Here is a 15435-nt window from a genome sequence, read left to right as displayed (position 1 = left end):
GTCAGCTCTGCTGCTGCTGACCGCTGACAGCCGCGTCCAACTTGGTCGGCGAGGATGTCACGTCGTCGATCACGGTATGGATGAAACGCATCTTCTCCAGGACCGGCACCGGTAGCACGAACGGGTAGAGATCGTCTTTGCCCATCGACCGGTTGACCATGTTCAGCGACCAGGCCAGCGGCAACCACATCTCGAGGATGTTGTCGAAACCACTGGGCCCCAACACTCTTCGTTCATAGGTCGCATTGGCGGGGGCAATGCCGAACGCCGCGGCGGTGTCCAGCGTGTCGCGGATGTGCAGGTAGTGCGCGAATGTCTCGGCCCAGTCCTCGGCCGGATGCATGGTGGCGTAGGAGGACACATAGGTTTCCTCCCACCCGGGTGGCGCGCCCTGGCTGTAATGCCGGTCCAGTGCGGCCTGGTAGTCGGCGTCCGGATCGCCGAACAGCTCGTTGAATCGTTCGAGGTACTCCGGTGAGGTTCCGACCAGTCGATAGAAGTAGTAGTGACCGACCTCATGGCGGAAGTGACCCAGCAGGGTGCGGTACGGCTCGTCCATCGAGGTCCGCAACTGCTCGCGATGGACGTCATCGCCCTCCGCGAGATCCAGTGTGATCAACCCATTGTCGTGCCCGGTGAACACCTTCTCGTTGGCACTGGACAACAGGTCGAAGGCCAGACCGTACTCGGGGTCTTCGTCGCGGCCGACGATCGGCAGCTTGAGTTCGTACAGTTCGGCGATGAGCCGCCGTTTCGCGCGCTCAGCCAGAGCGAAGGCGGCCAGTGCCGGGGTGTCGGCGTCGTTGGGCCGCGTCCGGGTCAGCCTGCACGACGCGCACAGCTGGCGGATCGGCTCCACGTGGACGATCCAGTTGCATTCGGCCAGATGGAGATTGGCGCACAGCTGAAACTCGGCGGCGTCGACCGCCCCACCGTGCTCGCTCTCCTCGCCGGAGGCGATCACCAGAAACGCCATGTCGTTCAACGAGAATCCGACCGAGCTTCCGCACGAGAGGCACACCGAATTCTCGAATGCCAGGTGCTGCCCGCAGTTCGGACAGATGAAATCACGCACGCAACAAACCTCCGTCGTACGGTGCGACGTCCACTGAGACGTCGATCACGCTGTGGTCGGAATCGGTGTAGATGATCCCGCGCAAGGGTGGAATGTCGGCATAGTCCCGACCCCAGCCGACGGTGATATAGCGTTCGTCGACCAGTTGGTCATTGGTGGGATCAAGGCCGAGCCAATCGTTTTGCGGGGTCCACACCGCAGCCCAGGCGTGAGTGGCGTCCGCGCCATGCATCCGTTCCTTTCCCGGTGGCGGGTCGGTGGCAAGGTATCCCGACACGTAACTCGCCGCCAGACCGTTGGCACGCAGGCAGGCGATCGCCAGCCGGGCGAAGTCCTGACATACCCCTTCTCGCGCCAGCAAAACCTGGCTCACCTGAGTGGACACCGTTGTGGAACCCGACTTGTAGGTGAAGTCGGAGAAGATCCGGGAGTTGAGGTCGCGAAGGACCTCGACCAGTGGGCGACCCGGCTCGAAACTTGGTGCGGCGTAGGCGCGTACCGCCTCGGTGATCTCGGGCGGGCGCAGGTCGAGGCTGAATTCGGAGGCCAGTGCTCCGTTGTGGCCGACCGGTCGGACGGCTTCCCAGGGTGACAATGCCCAGGCCGCCTCGTAACGCTCGGCCGGCGGCGGATCGACCTCGACGACCGAGCGACTGGTCACGGTCAGCGCCTGGTGGTGTTCGGTGACGTGGAAGTACGAGCTGATGTTGCCGTAGACATCCAGGCTGGTGGACCGGTCAGCCGGGATCGGGTCGATCTCGAGTTCGTATGCGAGGCATCGTTGTCCGACGGTATCGCGGGGGGTCAGGTGCCCGCGGCCGTAGGAACTGGTGACCACATCGGAGTAGCCGTACTCGGTGCGATGCGTGATCTTGTACGTCCTCGATTCCCGGGTCGCTTCGCTCCTGCCCACCGGCGTGGTCATGGCATCACCCGCAGCTGATCGGGCCCCCACAGCGGCTGCATCCCACCGGGCAGCGAGAGCTGGGTCTGGCTGATCACGTCGGAGAGGTCCCGCAGCGCGCTGTGCATTCCACTGAGCAGCCCGTCGAGCTCGTTTCGGCGGCCCTTGTCGTCGATATGCTCGAGCTCGGCGGGATCCAGCCGGCGTAGCCGGGTGCTGATCTCGTCTACCAGCCGCTCCGGACGCGACGAGCCCGAGGCCCCGGGCAGTACGCGCAGATTCGACCGCAGCCGTTCCAGTTGGTACGCCAGCGATCTGGGATTCTCACCGTCGAACAGCACCAGGTCGGCCACCGCAGCGACACTGACCTTGCCCAGGTTGCGTCTGCGGTAGATCACCGACGACTCACACACCACCAGAGCGGATTCGGTGATGGTCTGCTCAGCGGCCGGGCTGCGCACGCTGGTCAGCGTGGCACGCAGCAACGCCGACAGTCCCAGCCCACGCTCGATGCGCTTGCCGATGTCCATCATCGTCCATCCGGCGTCACGCACCATCGACTCAGCGGCCACGCCGGACAGCGCCAGCATCCCGGCCAGAGTCTGCTGCTGGGCGGCGGCCAGCTGGGTGTCGTCTATCCGTGCCCCGCGTGCCGAGCCGGCCATCTCGGCCAGTGCCCGCTCCACACCGCCGAGCACCATCCACGTGTCGTTGGACATCTGGTCGCGCACCGAGCGCGCGGCCAGTCCGAGCCGTTCCACGGAATGGGCCAGTGAACCGGGGCGCTGCCGATCGACGGTCAACGACCACAGTGTGCGCTGAGCGGCGGACACCGCCTCGGCGTAGGTTCCGGCGGCCTCGGTCTCGATCCCGGTCACCGAACCGAGCGCCCGCAGCAGGACGGGCACGCATTCGCTGCCCTCCATGTCCTGTCGGTAGCGATATTCGTGGTAGCGCTCCCGCGTGACGATCAGCAGCCGGGCCAGGTTTTCGGCCCGTTCGCCGTAGCGGCCCATCCAGAACAGGTCGGACAGCACGCGCGGCGAGCTGATCGACCGGGTGCCGCTCGGCAACTCCACCGAGGGCACGGTCAAGGTATCGGCGGTGGCACGCGTCGGCGGGCGAATCCAGACATCCTTGGCCGCAATCGTTTTCAGGGCATAGGCGGAGTTGCCCGGCGCCAGGACATAACCAAGGCCGCCGATCATCGGGGTATACCCGCCGCGCTGCGACACCGTGAACAACCGCATACCGACACTGGCCGCGGACAATCCGCCGGGATAGTGATCGGTCGGTGCAGAGGAGAACTGCGGCAATTCCTGTCCCACCCATTGCCAGGGCTGATCCTGAATGCGCGCGGCCAGCTCCTCGCGCTGCGCCGCAGACAGGGCCGGACCCACAATCGCGTCGCCGCCGACCGTCGACTTGATCAAGAGGTTGTTCAGTCGCGCCAACAGGTGCGATCGCTCCCGTTCGAAACCGCCCCAGTACAGCTGCGGGGTGTCCAGCAACGGCTTCTCCCCCAGCAGCCGATCCGCAAGCTGAGGCAAAAAACGTTGCAGCCCGGGGCTTTCCAAGATCCCGGCACCGAGCGTGTTGACCACAGTCACCGCGCCGCGTCGCTGCACCTCGACCAGGCCGACCACACCGAGCCGGGAGTCGGGGCGCAGATCCAGTGGGTCGGCGTAGTCGGCGTCGACCCGGCGCAGCACCACGTCGACCCGCTTCAGCGTGCCCAGCGACCGCATCAACAGCTTGCCGTCCCGCACCACCAGGTCAGCGCTCTCCACCAACGGAAAGCCGAGCACCGACGCCAGATAGGCCTGGTCGAAAGCGGTCTCGGAGTGAATGCCGGGACTGAGGACCACTACCACCGGATCTTCGGCGGCCTCGGGCGCGGCCTCGATGAGCGCCAGGCGCAGCGCCTGGGCGAACGGCGAGGCCGGGCGTGGACCGATGCGCTCGTAGACGTCGGGCACGGCGTGGGCGACCACCCGACGGTCCGCCAGCGCGTACCCGGCCCCCGACGGCGCCTGCGCCCAGTCGGCGTTGACCACGAATCGGCCGTCGGCGGCCCGGCTCACATCGCAGCCGAGCATGAACAGCTGGTGCCGGCCGGGGTTCTCGATGCCGCGGGCGGCCCGGATGTAGCCGGGATGCCCGAACAGGAGCTGTGGCGGCAGGATCCCGGTGGTGATCGCGCGCCGCTCGCCATACAGGTCGGTCAGGACGGCATCGAGGAGCCGGGAGCGTTGCAGCACACCGGCTTCCAGCGTCTCCCAGTCGGCCGCGGAAACCACCAGCGGTATCCCGTCGAGATGCCAGGTGCCCGGTGTCGCGATGTCCTCGTCCGGGATCTTTCCCGCGCCGCCGCGCTCCTGCCCTTCGATCCGGTCTTCGTCGATCTCGATGTAGGTGATGCCGTCGTTGTCGACCAGCCCGCGCACCACGCCGCGCAACCGCTCCAATCCCGCGCGGCCACGCTCCCCGATGAGATCGGCAAGTTCCTGCCACGACGGACGGATGGTGCCGGTGGCATCGACGAACTCGTCGTATCCGGTGCCCCCGAACGCTCCTGCCCCGCCGCCCTGGAGGTCGAACAGGGCGTCCTGGGCTCGGGCGGCGCGATACCCGGCGAGCAGACGGTCCGGGTCGGGGCTGGGCCGGCTCAGTCCAGAACCGGCGGCGGACAGCGACAAGGCCCACCTCCTGATTCTGAAGAGCTTCGGCAAAACACCGGAGCCGCCCCGAGCATATTCGGGTCGGCGGTGGCGATCAGTTCTGCAGCACCGTACGGGCCCGTCGCAGGTCAAGAATTCCGGGCGCACCGACGTCCGTGGCTTGCCGGGCCACCTTCTCCCGGATATCGGCGACGTCGACCTTGCCCGGGGTGAAGCCGGTGGCCTCGAACCGTCTGCTGCGCCGCGATTCGGCCTCGACCGCGTTGACCGGCGGGGTGTCATAGGCCCGGCCGCCGGGATGGGAGACGTGGTAGGTGCACCCCCCACGGGAGGTCCCGGTAGCCAAGTCGACCAGCTCGAAGCGCAGCGGGCCATCGACGGTGATCGTGGGGTGCATCGCGCTCGGTGGCTGCCACGCCCGGTAACGCACACCGCCGACCAGGACGTCGGGGTTCTCGGTCGCCAGCATCGGGATCGGGTAGCCATTGCAGGTCAGGACGTGGCGCTGCCGGTCCGCACCGATGGTGCGGACCTGAATGCGCTCCACCGAGGAGTCGACGTAGCGCGCGGTGCCGGTGCCGGTGGATTCCTCACCCAGGGTGTTCCACGGTTCGATGGCACTTCGCAACTCGATCTCCACCTGGTCGAACACCGCCGTACCCACTCGTGGGAACCGGAACTCGGTGAACGGGTCCAGCCAGCTGGTGTCGAAGTTGACGTGGTGCGCGCGCAGATCGGCGCACACGTCGGCAATGTCGTGAATGATGAAGTGCGGCAACAAGTATCGGCCATGTAGGTTGAGCCCGTGCCGGATCAGCGGTGCCCGAAGGGGCTCGTCCCAGAACCAGGCCACCAGCGCGCGCACCAGCAGCGACTGGACCATCGCCATCTGGAAGTGCGGGGGCATCTCGAAACCACGCAACTCGAGCAGACCGAGGCGACCGCGGGCGCTGTCGGGACTGTAGAGCTTGTCGATGCAGAACTCGGCGCGGTGGGTATTGCCGGTGATGTCGGTGAGCAGGTGGCGCAGCGCACGGTCGGCAATCCACGGAGCGACGCTCGTTGAGCGATCAGGTTCGGCCGTGGTCTCCTCCGACGTGAGACGAGCGATTTCGGCGAAGGCGATCTCCAGTTCGTAGAGCGCTTCGGAGCGACCCTCGTCGACCCGCGGAGCCTGCGAGGTGGTGCCGATGAAACGGCCGGCGAACAGATATGACAGCGCCGGGTGACGCTGCCAGTACGTCAGCAGCGATACCAGCAGATCGGGCCTGCGAAGCAGCGGCGAATCGGCGGGGGTGATCCCGCCCAGGGTGATGTGGTTGCCACCGCCGGTGCCGCCGTGCGTTCCGTCGACGTCGAACGACTCGGTCGACAACCGGGCCTGCCGCGCCTCGTCGTAGAGGGTCTTCAGCTGATCCCGTTGCTCGGCGAAACTGGCGGCAGGGGCGACGTTCACCTCGATGACCCCGGGGTCCGGCGTGATCGACATGGATTGCAGCCGCGCGTCGGGCGGCGGCCCGTAGCCCTCGATCACCACCGCGCAGCCGGCCTTGGCAGCGGCCGCCTCCACCCGCGTGATCAGGTCGACGAAGTGTTCCAGCTCCTCAGTGGGCGGGATGAAGATGTACAGGAAGCCGTCCCGAACCTCGGCGACCATCGCGGTGGTGGGCGCGGTGTCCGACTCCTCCACGGCAGCGTCGCCGGTTTCCGGATCGAGGGGCAACGCGCGGCCACCTGCCGTCGGATCGGCGGGGGCCGACGGGCGCGGCGGCCGCCAGCTGATCGAGTCCAGCGGCAGCCGCAGGCCGGCCGGCGAGTCACCCTCCAGCAGCACCACGCGGCCGCGGCGCAACCGCCAATCCGCACTCGCCCAGCCGCCGTCGTCCTCGCGGCGGTGCAACGGCAGAAGGTAGGCGGCCGGTTCGGTCACCGGTTCCTCCAGGCGGGCCAGCAGCGCCGCCCGCGCGGCAGCGGTGTCGGCCGCCAAATCGTCGTCGGGCTCTACCGGGTGGCCGGCGGGCAGGCGCACCGCGCGGGACAGCCGGCTCAACGGGTCTTCGAACAGCGGCCGCACCTGGGTGGCCGGCAATCCGAGACCGTCGGCTACTTCCAGCAGGATATGTTGCGCGACATCGATATTCGCGTCGGTAGACTCGGCGCCCCACGGGTCGGCCAACAGTCCGGCGTCACTCCACAACGGCTGGCCGTCGCGGCGCCAGTGAATGCCGATCTGCCAGCGCGGCAACGGTTCTCCGGGATACCACTTGCCCTGGCTGCGCTGCACCAGACCGCCCGGGGCCCACACCGCCTTGAGTCGTGCGGCCAACACCGAGGCGCATTGGCGTTTGTGTGGGCCGTCGGCGGCGGTGATCCACTCCTCGTCGACCTGGTTGTCGATGGAGACGAACGTCGGCTCACCACCGACGGTCAGCCGCACATCGGCATCGGCCAGCCGCTGATCGATACGGGCGCCGAGCTCGTTGACCGCAGCCCAGGCGGCGTCGGTGTACGGCAGAGTGACGCGCGGATCCTCATGGACGCGGGTGACGATGTTCGCGAAATCCAGAGTGGTTTCGGCGATCCCGGTGGTACCGGTGATCGCCGCGGCCGAGGCGGGGTGGGGAGTGGCGGCCAGCGGAATGTGGCCTTCTCCGGCGAACAGACCCGAGGTGGGATCCAGCCCGATCCATCCGGCGCCGGGCACGTACACCTCGGTCCAGGCGTGCAGGTCGGTGAAATCGGCGGCCGGGCCGGACGGACCGTCGAGCGCCTCGACATCGGACGACAGCTGGACCAGGTAGCCCGAGACGAACCGGGCCGCCAATCCCAGTTCACGCAGTATCGACACCAGCAGCCACGCGGAGTCGCGACAGGAGCCGATCCCGCTCTGCAAGGTGACGTCCGGGGTCTGCACCCCGGCCTCCATCCGCACGCTGTACCCGACGTCGCCGTTGACCGCCCGGTTGAGCGCCACCAGGAAATCGATGGTCCGGGTGCCGGGACTGACGACAAAATCCCGCACCCAGGAACCCACCAACTCCCCCGGCCCCGACCCCTCATCACCTTCGTCGACCGGCCGCAGGTACGGCTCGAGGTCGTCTCTGAGCGCCTTGGGATAGGTGAACGGGAAGGTCTCGGCGTAGTCCTCGATGAAGAAGTCGAACGGGTTGATCACTTTGAGATCGGCGATCAATCCGACCTTGATCGTGAGTTGCCGTGTCCTGGTGGGAAACACGAGCCGGGCCAGAAAGTTGCCGAACGCGTCCTGCTGCCAGTTGACGAAGTGGTCGGCCGGCTCGACCTCCAGCGAGTAAGCCTCGATGGGCGTGCGCGAGTGTGGCGCCGGGCGCAGCCGGACGATATGCGGGTGCACCTCCACCAACCGGTCGAAGGTGTAGCTGGTTCGATGCTCCAGCGCCACTTTGATGCCCATAGGCCGCTAATCCCACCACAAGACATACCGGAGCGCAGTGCACCCGGTGACTACTGCACCGTTCCGAACCGCCGTCCGCCGTTGGGAAGGAGGGTGGGATTCGTGGTGCGCGGGACCGGCGGCACGGTGGATGTGGGCGGTGCGCTGGACGTTGTCGGAGGAGCGCTGGAGGTCGGTGTGTCCACCGCGGTGGGCTGGTCGGTGACGACGGGTTCCTGCGTGGGGATGAATGTCTGCCGCGTCACCGGCGGCTGCGTGGTCGTCGTGGGTTCCACCGTCGGCGTCGATGTGGTGGTGGGAACCGTCGGAGTGGGAACCGTCGGAGTGGGACTCGGCAAAGGAGGAGGCAAGGGAATGATCACCGGAGCCGTCGTTCTCGGTGGGGCTGGCGAGGGGGCCCCGACGTCGGGAGGGCTTGGCTGATACTTCAGCGTCGCGATCGCCAGACCGGCGACCACGATGGTCATCAGCGTCATCACGATCCCGCGAAGTGATATGCGGGCCTTCAACTTCTCGATATTGGTCACCCCCTCCACAGGGCCTAGACACTAGTCGGTCGTCACTGGATCTCCGGCATCAGCCGGGAGCTCGGGACCCGTGTCGGCGCCGCACCGCCAGCACCACTACCCCGGCCACGGTGATGCCCAGGAGGTTGACCACGAGCTGCGCTGCGGACTCGATCGCGACGTCCCACTCCCCGACCGATGCGGCAACGACGGCGAAGCCCGCGGCGGGCACGGTGGTCACCGAGATGAACACCCCGACCAGAGCCGCGGACTTGGCCGACACCAGCGACAGCATGCCCGCCGCACCGGCCAGCAGCGCGACGACGAACGACAGCGGGCCGACCTGGAAGATGAAGTCGACGTCGGTGAGCTGACGGGTGCTGCCCAGCTTGATCCAGCCCAGCGCCTCGCCACCGAGTACGAACGCGGCGGTGGCGGCCATCGCGACCGGAAACCCCACCAGCAACGCGATCGACGCACGCCGGGCCAGGTCGAGCCGGCGCCTGACCAGCGCCACCGCCAACGCCGCCAGCGGACCGAACTCCGGGCCGACGACCATGGCGCCGACCACCGTCACGGGGGAATCTGTCACCACGCCGACCGCGGCGATCATGCATGCCAGGCAGAGGAACATCAAGAAGGTGATGTTGAGCGTCGACTCCTCACGGGTGCGGGCGGACAGCTCCTCCCACACGATCGCGTCACCGGGGTCACCGTCGGCCTGTTTCTCCGCCCGGTAGGCCGCGTTGGACACCACGGTGTCGACCAGGTCGAGGGTGATCGCTCCGCGGCGGTGCAAGTCCAGCGCCTTCAGTCCGTCGATGACGTCGTTGGCGCTCTCCCGCGCGATGTCGGCGGAAATCTCGTCGCCGGGCGGATCCAGCGCGGCGCCCTCGTGCACCACGAGGTGTGTCACGCCCACCTGCCGCCGGAGAACCCCGACCACCTTGTCCCGGAGGTCGTCCGGCGCGATCACTCGCAGATGCAGCACAACCGCGAGACTACTTCGCCAGGGGTGCGAGAATCGTCGTTGTGGATCGGCCGAAACCGCGCTGGATACCCGCCCCGTTGCAGCCCTGGCTCCGCAAGCGCTGGGTCAAGGGCCTCCTGGTGGTCGCGGTGTTCGTGCTCATCGGCGGGATCTTCATGCTGACCACGGACCGCAAGGACGCCGGATTCTGGAACGGCTACACCGATGGTCAGCGCTGGGTCGATGCGGGCGGCTACAAAGCTCATGAAGAGTCGATCGCCACCTACTGCGCCGGCCAGGCCGCGAACAAGAGCCCCAGCTACAAACGCGGCTGCATCGACGGCGCGCGAAATGCCATGGACGACATGAAAACGCTTCGCTAGGACTGGGATTCGACCCGGATCGGCTCGGTGTTCTCGGTCCTGGGCGACGGCCACGGGCTCGGCACCGGACGCGGACGCACCCGCTGCGGCCACCAGAACCACCGGCCCATCAGCGCGGCGATCGACGGTGTCATGAACGAGCGGATCACCAGCGTGTCGACCAGCAGACCCATACCGATGGTGGTGCCGACCTGAGCCAGGATCGTCAGCTCACTGAACGCCATCGCCGCCATCGTCACCGCGAACACCAGCCCGGCCGAGGTGACCACCGAACCGCTGCCACCCATGGCCCGGATGATGCCGGTCTTGAGTCCGGCCGGGATCTCTTCCTTGAGGCGGGCCACCAGCAGCAGGTTGTAGTCCGAACCGACCGCCAGCAGGATGATCACCGCCATGATCAGCACCATCCAGTGCAATGGACGGCCGATCAGGTCCTGCCAGATCAGCACCGACAGCCCGAACGACGTGCCCAGTGACAGCACAACGGTGCCGACGATCACCGCCGAGGCCACCACGGCCCGCGTGATGATCAGCATGATGATGAAGATCAGGCACAGGGCGGCGACACCGGCGATCAGGATGTCGTAGTCGGCGCTGTCCTGCATGTCCTTATAGCTGGCCGCGGTGCCGGCGAGGAAGATCTTCGAGCCCTCCAGCGGGGTGCCCTTGATGGCCTCGAACGCCGCGTTCTTGATCGGGTCGACGTGGGTGAGGCCTTCCGGCGACATCGGATCACCCTCGTGAGAGATGATGAACCGCACCGCTTTTCCGTCCGGCGACAAGAACATCTTCATGCCGCGCTTGAAGTCCGGATTGTCGAACGCCTCTGGCGGCAGGTAGAACGAGTCGTCGTTCTTGGCCTCGTCGAAGGCCTTGCCCATGGCGCTCTGGTTTTCCTGCATGGCCGCGATCTGGTCCTGCTGACCGGACTGCGTGCTCTGCATGGTCAACTGCATGGTCCGCATCGAGCGCATGGTGTCGATCATCGGCGGCATCAGCGTGCGCATCTGGGCCGTCAACAGGTCCAGCTTGTGCAGATCAGGCACCAGGTTCTGGAAGTCGTCGGTCATCGTGTCGATGCCGTCGAGCGTGTCGAACACCGAGCGGATCGACCAGCACAAAGGGATGTCGTAGCAGTGCGGCTCCCAGTAGAAGTAGTTGCGGATCGGCCGGAAGAAGTCGTCGAAGTCGGCGATGTGGTTACGCAGAGTCTGGATGTCGGCCAGCGTCAGGTCCATCTTGCCGACCATGCTGTGCGTGACGGCGTTGAGTTGCCCGAGCAGGTCGTACATCTGCGTCATCGTGGCGATGGAGACGTTCATGTCGTCGCCCATCTTCAGCATGTCCTTCATCCGGTCCTGCATGTAGGACTGGTTCAGGGTCTGCGTGGTGCCCTGCATACCGAGCAGGAACGGGATCGAGCTGTGCTCGATCGGGGTGCCCAGCGGCCGGGTGATGGTCTGCACGCGGCCGATCCCCGGGGTGTGGAAGATTGCCTTGGCCACCCGATCGATGACCAGGAAGTCCGCGGAGTTGCGCAGGTCGTGGTCGCTCTGGAGCATCAGCAGCTCGGGGCTCAACCGAGCCTCCGGGAAGTGCCGCTCGGCGGCGGCGAACCCTTCGCTGGCGGGGATGTCCGGCGGCAGGTAATGCCGGTCGTTGTAGTCGGTGTGGTAGCCCGGCAGCGCCAGTAGGCCGATCAGGCAGACGAACGTCGTCGCGACCAGGATCGGTCCCGGCCAGCGCACCACCGCGGTGCCGATACGGCGCCAAAAACGTTCGCGGGATGCCCGTTTGGGCTCCAGCAGCGTGAAGCGGCTGGCGGCGGTGACCACAGCGGGCCCCAGCGTCATCGCGGCGGCGACGACCACCAGCATGCCGACGAACAGCGGGATGCCCATCGAACTGAACATCGGGCTGCGGGTGAAGTGCAGGCAGAACAGCGCACCCGCGATGGTCAGACCGGACCCGACGATGACGTGCCCGGTGCCGTGATACATCTCGTAATAGGCCGACTCTTTGTCGGCGCCCTTGCTCCGGGCTTCCTGATAACGGCCGAACAGGAAGATCACATAGTCGGTGCCGGCCGCGATCGCGACCATGACGAGCAGGTTGACCGCGAACGTCGACAGCCCGATCAGGTGGTGATAGCCGAGGAAGGCCACCACACCACGGGCCGCCGCCAGTTCGAGGAACACCATGAACAGCGCCAGCAGCACGGTGACCAGCGAGCGGTAGACGAACAACAGCATCACGGTGATGACGCCGAACGTCAGGCCGGTGATGATCTTCAGGCTTCGGTCACCGGCGATGTGGGTGTCGTTGATCAGGGCTGCCGAACCGGTGACGTAGGCCTTGATACCGGCTGGCGCGGGGACGCTCTCGACGATCTTCTTGACGGTCTCGACCGACTCGTTGGCCAGGCCCTCACCCATGTTGCCGGCCAGATAGGCCTGCACGTAGGCGGACTTGCCGTCGGCGCTCTGCGAGCCTGCCGCGGTCAGCGGGTCGCTCCAGAAGTCCTGGATGTGCTCGACGTGCTTCTTGTCGGCCTCGAGCTTCTTGACGATCTCGTTGTAGTACTGGTGTGCCGAATCACCCAGCGGCTGATCGCTTTCCAGCACGATCATCACCGAGGTGTTCGACTTGAACTCCTGGAACGTCGAACCGATCGTGCTCATTGCGACCGACGACGGCGCATCCATCGCCGACATCGGCACCGACTGCTCTTGGCCGACCACCTCGACCTGCGGCACCACGATGTTGGTGATGACGGTGAGCGCCAGCCAGCCCAGGATGATCGGGACCGACAGCCAGCGGACCCACTGCGCGATGTGCGGCCGCTTCCCCGGTTCGGCCTGCGGCTTCTCGTCCTTGTTGAGGAGAATCATGCGGACTTGACCAGGCAGAAGGTCTGGGCGTTCACCCCGGTGTTGGTCTTCTCGTCCTTGAGTTCACCGTTGACCGTGATCCGGCAGCCGATGGTGTCGCTGTCGCCCTGGGCGACGATGTTGGCCGAGGCTGCCGGCGCGGTGGTCGTCAAGGTCAGAGACCACGGAAGGGTGACGTCCCGAGCTATCTGCGGCTGGGCGTCCAAATCGAGGTAGTTGATGGTCGCAACGGTTCCCGGCGGGCCGTAGATCTCGTAGACGACGGTCTTGGGGTTGAACGGCTTGGTGTCGTTGGCCAGGCCGCTGCCGGGCCGAGTGGTCTCGGTCTTGCCGAACACACCGTGCAGGCGATAGACGCCGAACGCCGCGATCAGGACCACCAGGATGATCACGATCGGCAGCCACACCTTCCGCAGCAACTTCATCGGGCCGCCACGCCGGGTCGTGCCGCGCTTGGCGCGCCGGCCGCCTGGCTGGTTCTCCTGCTGCTCGGGGCCGGCCTGGGCGTCGTCGCCTGCTGACGCGCCCGCGGAGGTGTAGGTCTGGCTTTCCAGCGTCACGACCGGACCCCCTTCTGGCCTTGCGGTTCAGCCTGTCGATTCACCGCGGCTGCATTTAGCACCGCTACATAGTAGGACTAACGGATCTGGTCAGCATAACCCGTGTGATCATCCTCATGGGTCACGAAACTTTCCGCAGGCGTCACACCGCCGGTTTCACTCGATGGTCGCGGTGAGGCCGAATTCGTCGAGCACCTGCCGGACCGAGGCCCTCAGCTGTTCTCTGGTGTTCGGCCCGCCGGGCCGCCACGCCGATACGGTGATCGAGACCTTTCCGTTTACCTGGCCGGACGCCAGAAACAACGTGCCGCCGAGCCGGTCGAGGATGTCGGCGGTGATCCTGGATTCGACCTGACGCAGGATGATGAATTCGGCGTCGGTGCCGTCGGGCCGATTCACCATCGCATCGAGCTTGCCGAGGTTGGAGCAGCCGACCGGGGCGCCCGCACCCAACGCCATCCCCTCGAGCCGGCGGGCCAGACCCAGCGGGATCAGCGGCGCGAGTGCCACCGGGCCGAGCAGTTCGAAGCTCGTCTCGGACAACGCAGACAGGGTTTTCTTCAATTCGGCGCGCACACCGCGAACGCTGGTCGTGACATCGGTGGGGTCGACTATCACCGTCATCCCACTCAGCGCGTTGGCCCGGGTATCCCCTGGAGTGCGTTCACTGACCGGGAACTGCAGTCGGACCATGCCGTTCTCGTCTACCCGGCCGAAGGTCTTCCCGATCTTGGCGGCGATCGCCGCGAACAACGAATTACTCGTTCCACCAAGACTCTCCATGCGGCTCTGCCAGCATTCCTCGTCGATGGAAACGGCTGTCGACGGCACGCTGACCAGCTCAGCCGAGTCGGGCTTGGCCACCCGTGGCGCCGACCGCCCGGCCGAGGAGGTCATCTCGGCGCTGTTGTTCTTGGCCAGCCGCACCGCGGCGACGACCGCCTTGGCGAAATCGGGAACGGCACGCAGGATCTCGACGGTGTCTTCGCGGAGCGCCTGACCGCGGGTGCGCGCGTTCGGCTCGGGGTACCCCAGCTCCCACGTCTCGCCGCTGGCGGCCTGCTGGACCGCCAGTGTCAGCCCCAGACCGTCGCAGACCGAATGGGAACCGATCAGGGTGATCGCCGCACCGCCCTCGATCAGCGGCTGCATCGCAAGTCGCCACGGCGGACCGGATTCCGGGTCGATCGGCACGCGAATCTGCTCGTCGAGCCAATCGATCACGTCGGCACGCGGGCGGGGTGTGGCAGCGACGTCCAGGTCGGCGGGACCCCGCCACGTCACCCAGTGGTCACGCCCGAACGGCAGGGGCGACCTCTCGATCCGACGCCCGAGCAGGCCGTGACCGAGATTCCGGTGGAAACGCCGCAGCGCCTCGAGGTCCACCGGATGCTCGTAGACCCAGGAGTATTGAGCCAGCGGTCCACGACCGAGCGCCCGCAGTCCGAGGAAGGATCCCTGATCGATGTAGGCCAGCGTGGAGTCCACATCGCCATGTTAGGCGGGGGCGGTGCTACTTCGAAGTAGGCGCGGCAGCTTTTCTCTTGAGCTCGACACCGAGCGCATCCGGAGCAACGAGATGCCCTTGCGCACAGCGGATTTCGACGGTCGCGTCAGCGCCACAGTCCAGGTGGGTCAACCGCAGCCGGCTGTCGTCGGTCAGGTGACGCCGACCCCACTCGAACATCGCCCAGACCACGGGCATGAGCTCGGTGCCGGCGTCGGTGAGCACGTATTCGTCGCGCACCCGCTGCCCTGGCTCGCGATAGGGGCGCCTGGTCAGCAGGCCGGCGTCGACCAGTTCGGTGAGCCGCGCCGAGGTGGCGGCCTTGGTGATGCCCACCCGCCGAGCGAAGTCGTCGAACCGGGTGGTGCCGTAGTAGGCCTCCCGCAGGATCAGCATCGCCGACTTGGTCCCGATGACGGCCATGGTCTTCTCGATCGGGCATTTGCCGACCGCCGACCAGGCGTCGCGATCGACCAGGGGGCCCTGCAGCACTGTCACGTAAGTCACTCCATTTCTGAGTTGTTT

Annotated in this window: 11 protein-coding genes; 2 read left to right on the top strand and 9 right to left on the bottom strand. The window is 66.5% G+C overall.

Annotated features, from left to right (window positions below):
* Position 1: 1 nt before the first annotated feature.
* The 4 genes from AB431_RS12965 to AB431_RS12950 all read right to left on the bottom strand — a co-directional run bounded on the left by AB431_RS12965 (position 2) and on the right by AB431_RS12950 (position 8093).
* Positions 2 to 1075, bottom strand: coding sequence for a putative zinc-binding metallopeptidase (locus tag AB431_RS12965; RefSeq protein WP_047330257.1), 1074 nt, complete (start codon positions 1073 to 1075; stop codon positions 2 to 4).
* Positions 1068 to 2000, bottom strand: a complete 933-nt coding sequence (locus tag AB431_RS12960) for a transglutaminase family protein (protein ID WP_047330256.1) — start codon at positions 1998 to 2000, stop codon at positions 1068 to 1070. Before AB431_RS12960 ends, AB431_RS12965 begins: the two co-directional genes overlap by 8 nt.
* Positions 1997 to 4678, bottom strand: coding sequence for a circularly permuted type 2 ATP-grasp protein (locus AB431_RS12955; RefSeq protein ID WP_047330255.1), 2682 nt, complete (start codon positions 4676 to 4678; stop codon positions 1997 to 1999). Before AB431_RS12955 ends, AB431_RS12960 begins: the two co-directional genes overlap by 4 nt.
* 76 nt (positions 4679 to 4754) lie before the next feature.
* Complete coding sequence (locus AB431_RS12950; protein ID WP_047330254.1) at positions 4755 to 8093, bottom strand: DUF2126 domain-containing protein; 3339 nt, start codon at positions 8091 to 8093, stop codon at positions 4755 to 4757.
* 102 nt (positions 8094 to 8195) lie between these two features.
* Between AB431_RS12950 and AB431_RS30810 the strand changes: the two genes are divergently transcribed.
* Complete coding sequence (locus AB431_RS30810; RefSeq protein ID WP_158423538.1) at positions 8196 to 8516, top strand: hypothetical protein; 321 nt, start codon at positions 8196 to 8198, stop codon at positions 8514 to 8516.
* 153 nt (positions 8517 to 8669) lie between these two features.
* Here the strand turns inward: AB431_RS30810 and AB431_RS12940 are convergent, their stop codons facing one another.
* A complete protein-coding gene (locus tag AB431_RS12940; protein WP_047330253.1) occupies positions 8670 to 9590 on the bottom strand; it encodes a DUF389 domain-containing protein in 921 nt (306 codons plus the stop codon).
* Between the two features lie 41 nt (positions 9591 to 9631).
* Here AB431_RS12940 and AB431_RS12935 point away from each other — a divergent pair, with 41 nt between their 5' ends.
* On the top strand, positions 9632 to 9952 hold the full coding sequence (locus AB431_RS12935) for a hypothetical protein (protein WP_047330252.1): 321 nt from the start codon (positions 9632 to 9634) through the stop codon (positions 9950 to 9952).
* Here the strand turns inward: AB431_RS12935 and AB431_RS12930 are convergent.
* From AB431_RS12930 to AB431_RS12915, 4 genes are all read right to left on the bottom strand, one after another.
* Positions 9949 to 12843 (bottom strand): RND family transporter, encoded by a 2895-nt coding sequence (locus AB431_RS12930; RefSeq protein ID WP_047330251.1) that lies wholly within the window; start codon positions 12841 to 12843, stop codon positions 9949 to 9951. The genes AB431_RS12935 and AB431_RS12930 overlap by 4 nt on opposite strands.
* The gene (locus AB431_RS12925) at positions 12840 to 13268 is read right to left on the bottom strand and encodes an MmpS family transport accessory protein (protein ID WP_047333379.1); all 429 of its coding nucleotides are present in this window, start codon (positions 13266 to 13268) and stop codon (positions 12840 to 12842) included. The genes AB431_RS12930 and AB431_RS12925 overlap by 4 nt, the downstream gene beginning before the upstream one ends.
* Positions 13269 to 13559: 291 nt before the next feature.
* Positions 13560 to 14891 (bottom strand): hypothetical protein, encoded by a 1332-nt coding sequence (locus AB431_RS12920; RefSeq protein WP_047330250.1) that lies wholly within the window; start codon positions 14889 to 14891, stop codon positions 13560 to 13562.
* Positions 14892 to 14916: 25 nt separating this feature from the next.
* On the bottom strand, positions 14917 to 15408 hold the full coding sequence (locus tag AB431_RS12915) for a helix-turn-helix domain-containing protein (protein WP_047333378.1): 492 nt from the start codon (positions 15406 to 15408) through the stop codon (positions 14917 to 14919).
* Positions 15409 to 15435: the final 27 nt, after the last annotated feature.

Source organism: Mycobacterium sp. EPa45 (assembly GCF_001021385.1).
GTDB lineage: Bacteria > Actinomycetota > Actinomycetes > Mycobacteriales > Mycobacteriaceae > Mycobacterium.
This window is presented reverse-complemented; position numbering and strand designations above follow the sequence as displayed.

Coding starts and splice junctions, on each gene's coding strand:
- AB431_RS12960 (WP_047330256.1), bottom strand. CDS start 2,000: ATGACCACGCCGGTGGGCAGGAGCGAAGCGACCCGGGAATCGAGGACG.
- AB431_RS12950 (WP_047330254.1), bottom strand. CDS start 8,093: ATGGGCATCAAAGTGGCGCTGGAGCATCGAACCAGCTACACCTTCGAC.
- AB431_RS12930 (WP_047330251.1), bottom strand. CDS start 12,843: ATGATTCTCCTCAACAAGGACGAGAAGCCGCAGGCCGAACCGGGGAAG.
- AB431_RS12925 (WP_047333379.1), bottom strand. CDS start 13,268: ATGAAGTTGCTGCGGAAGGTGTGGCTGCCGATCGTGATCATCCTGGTG.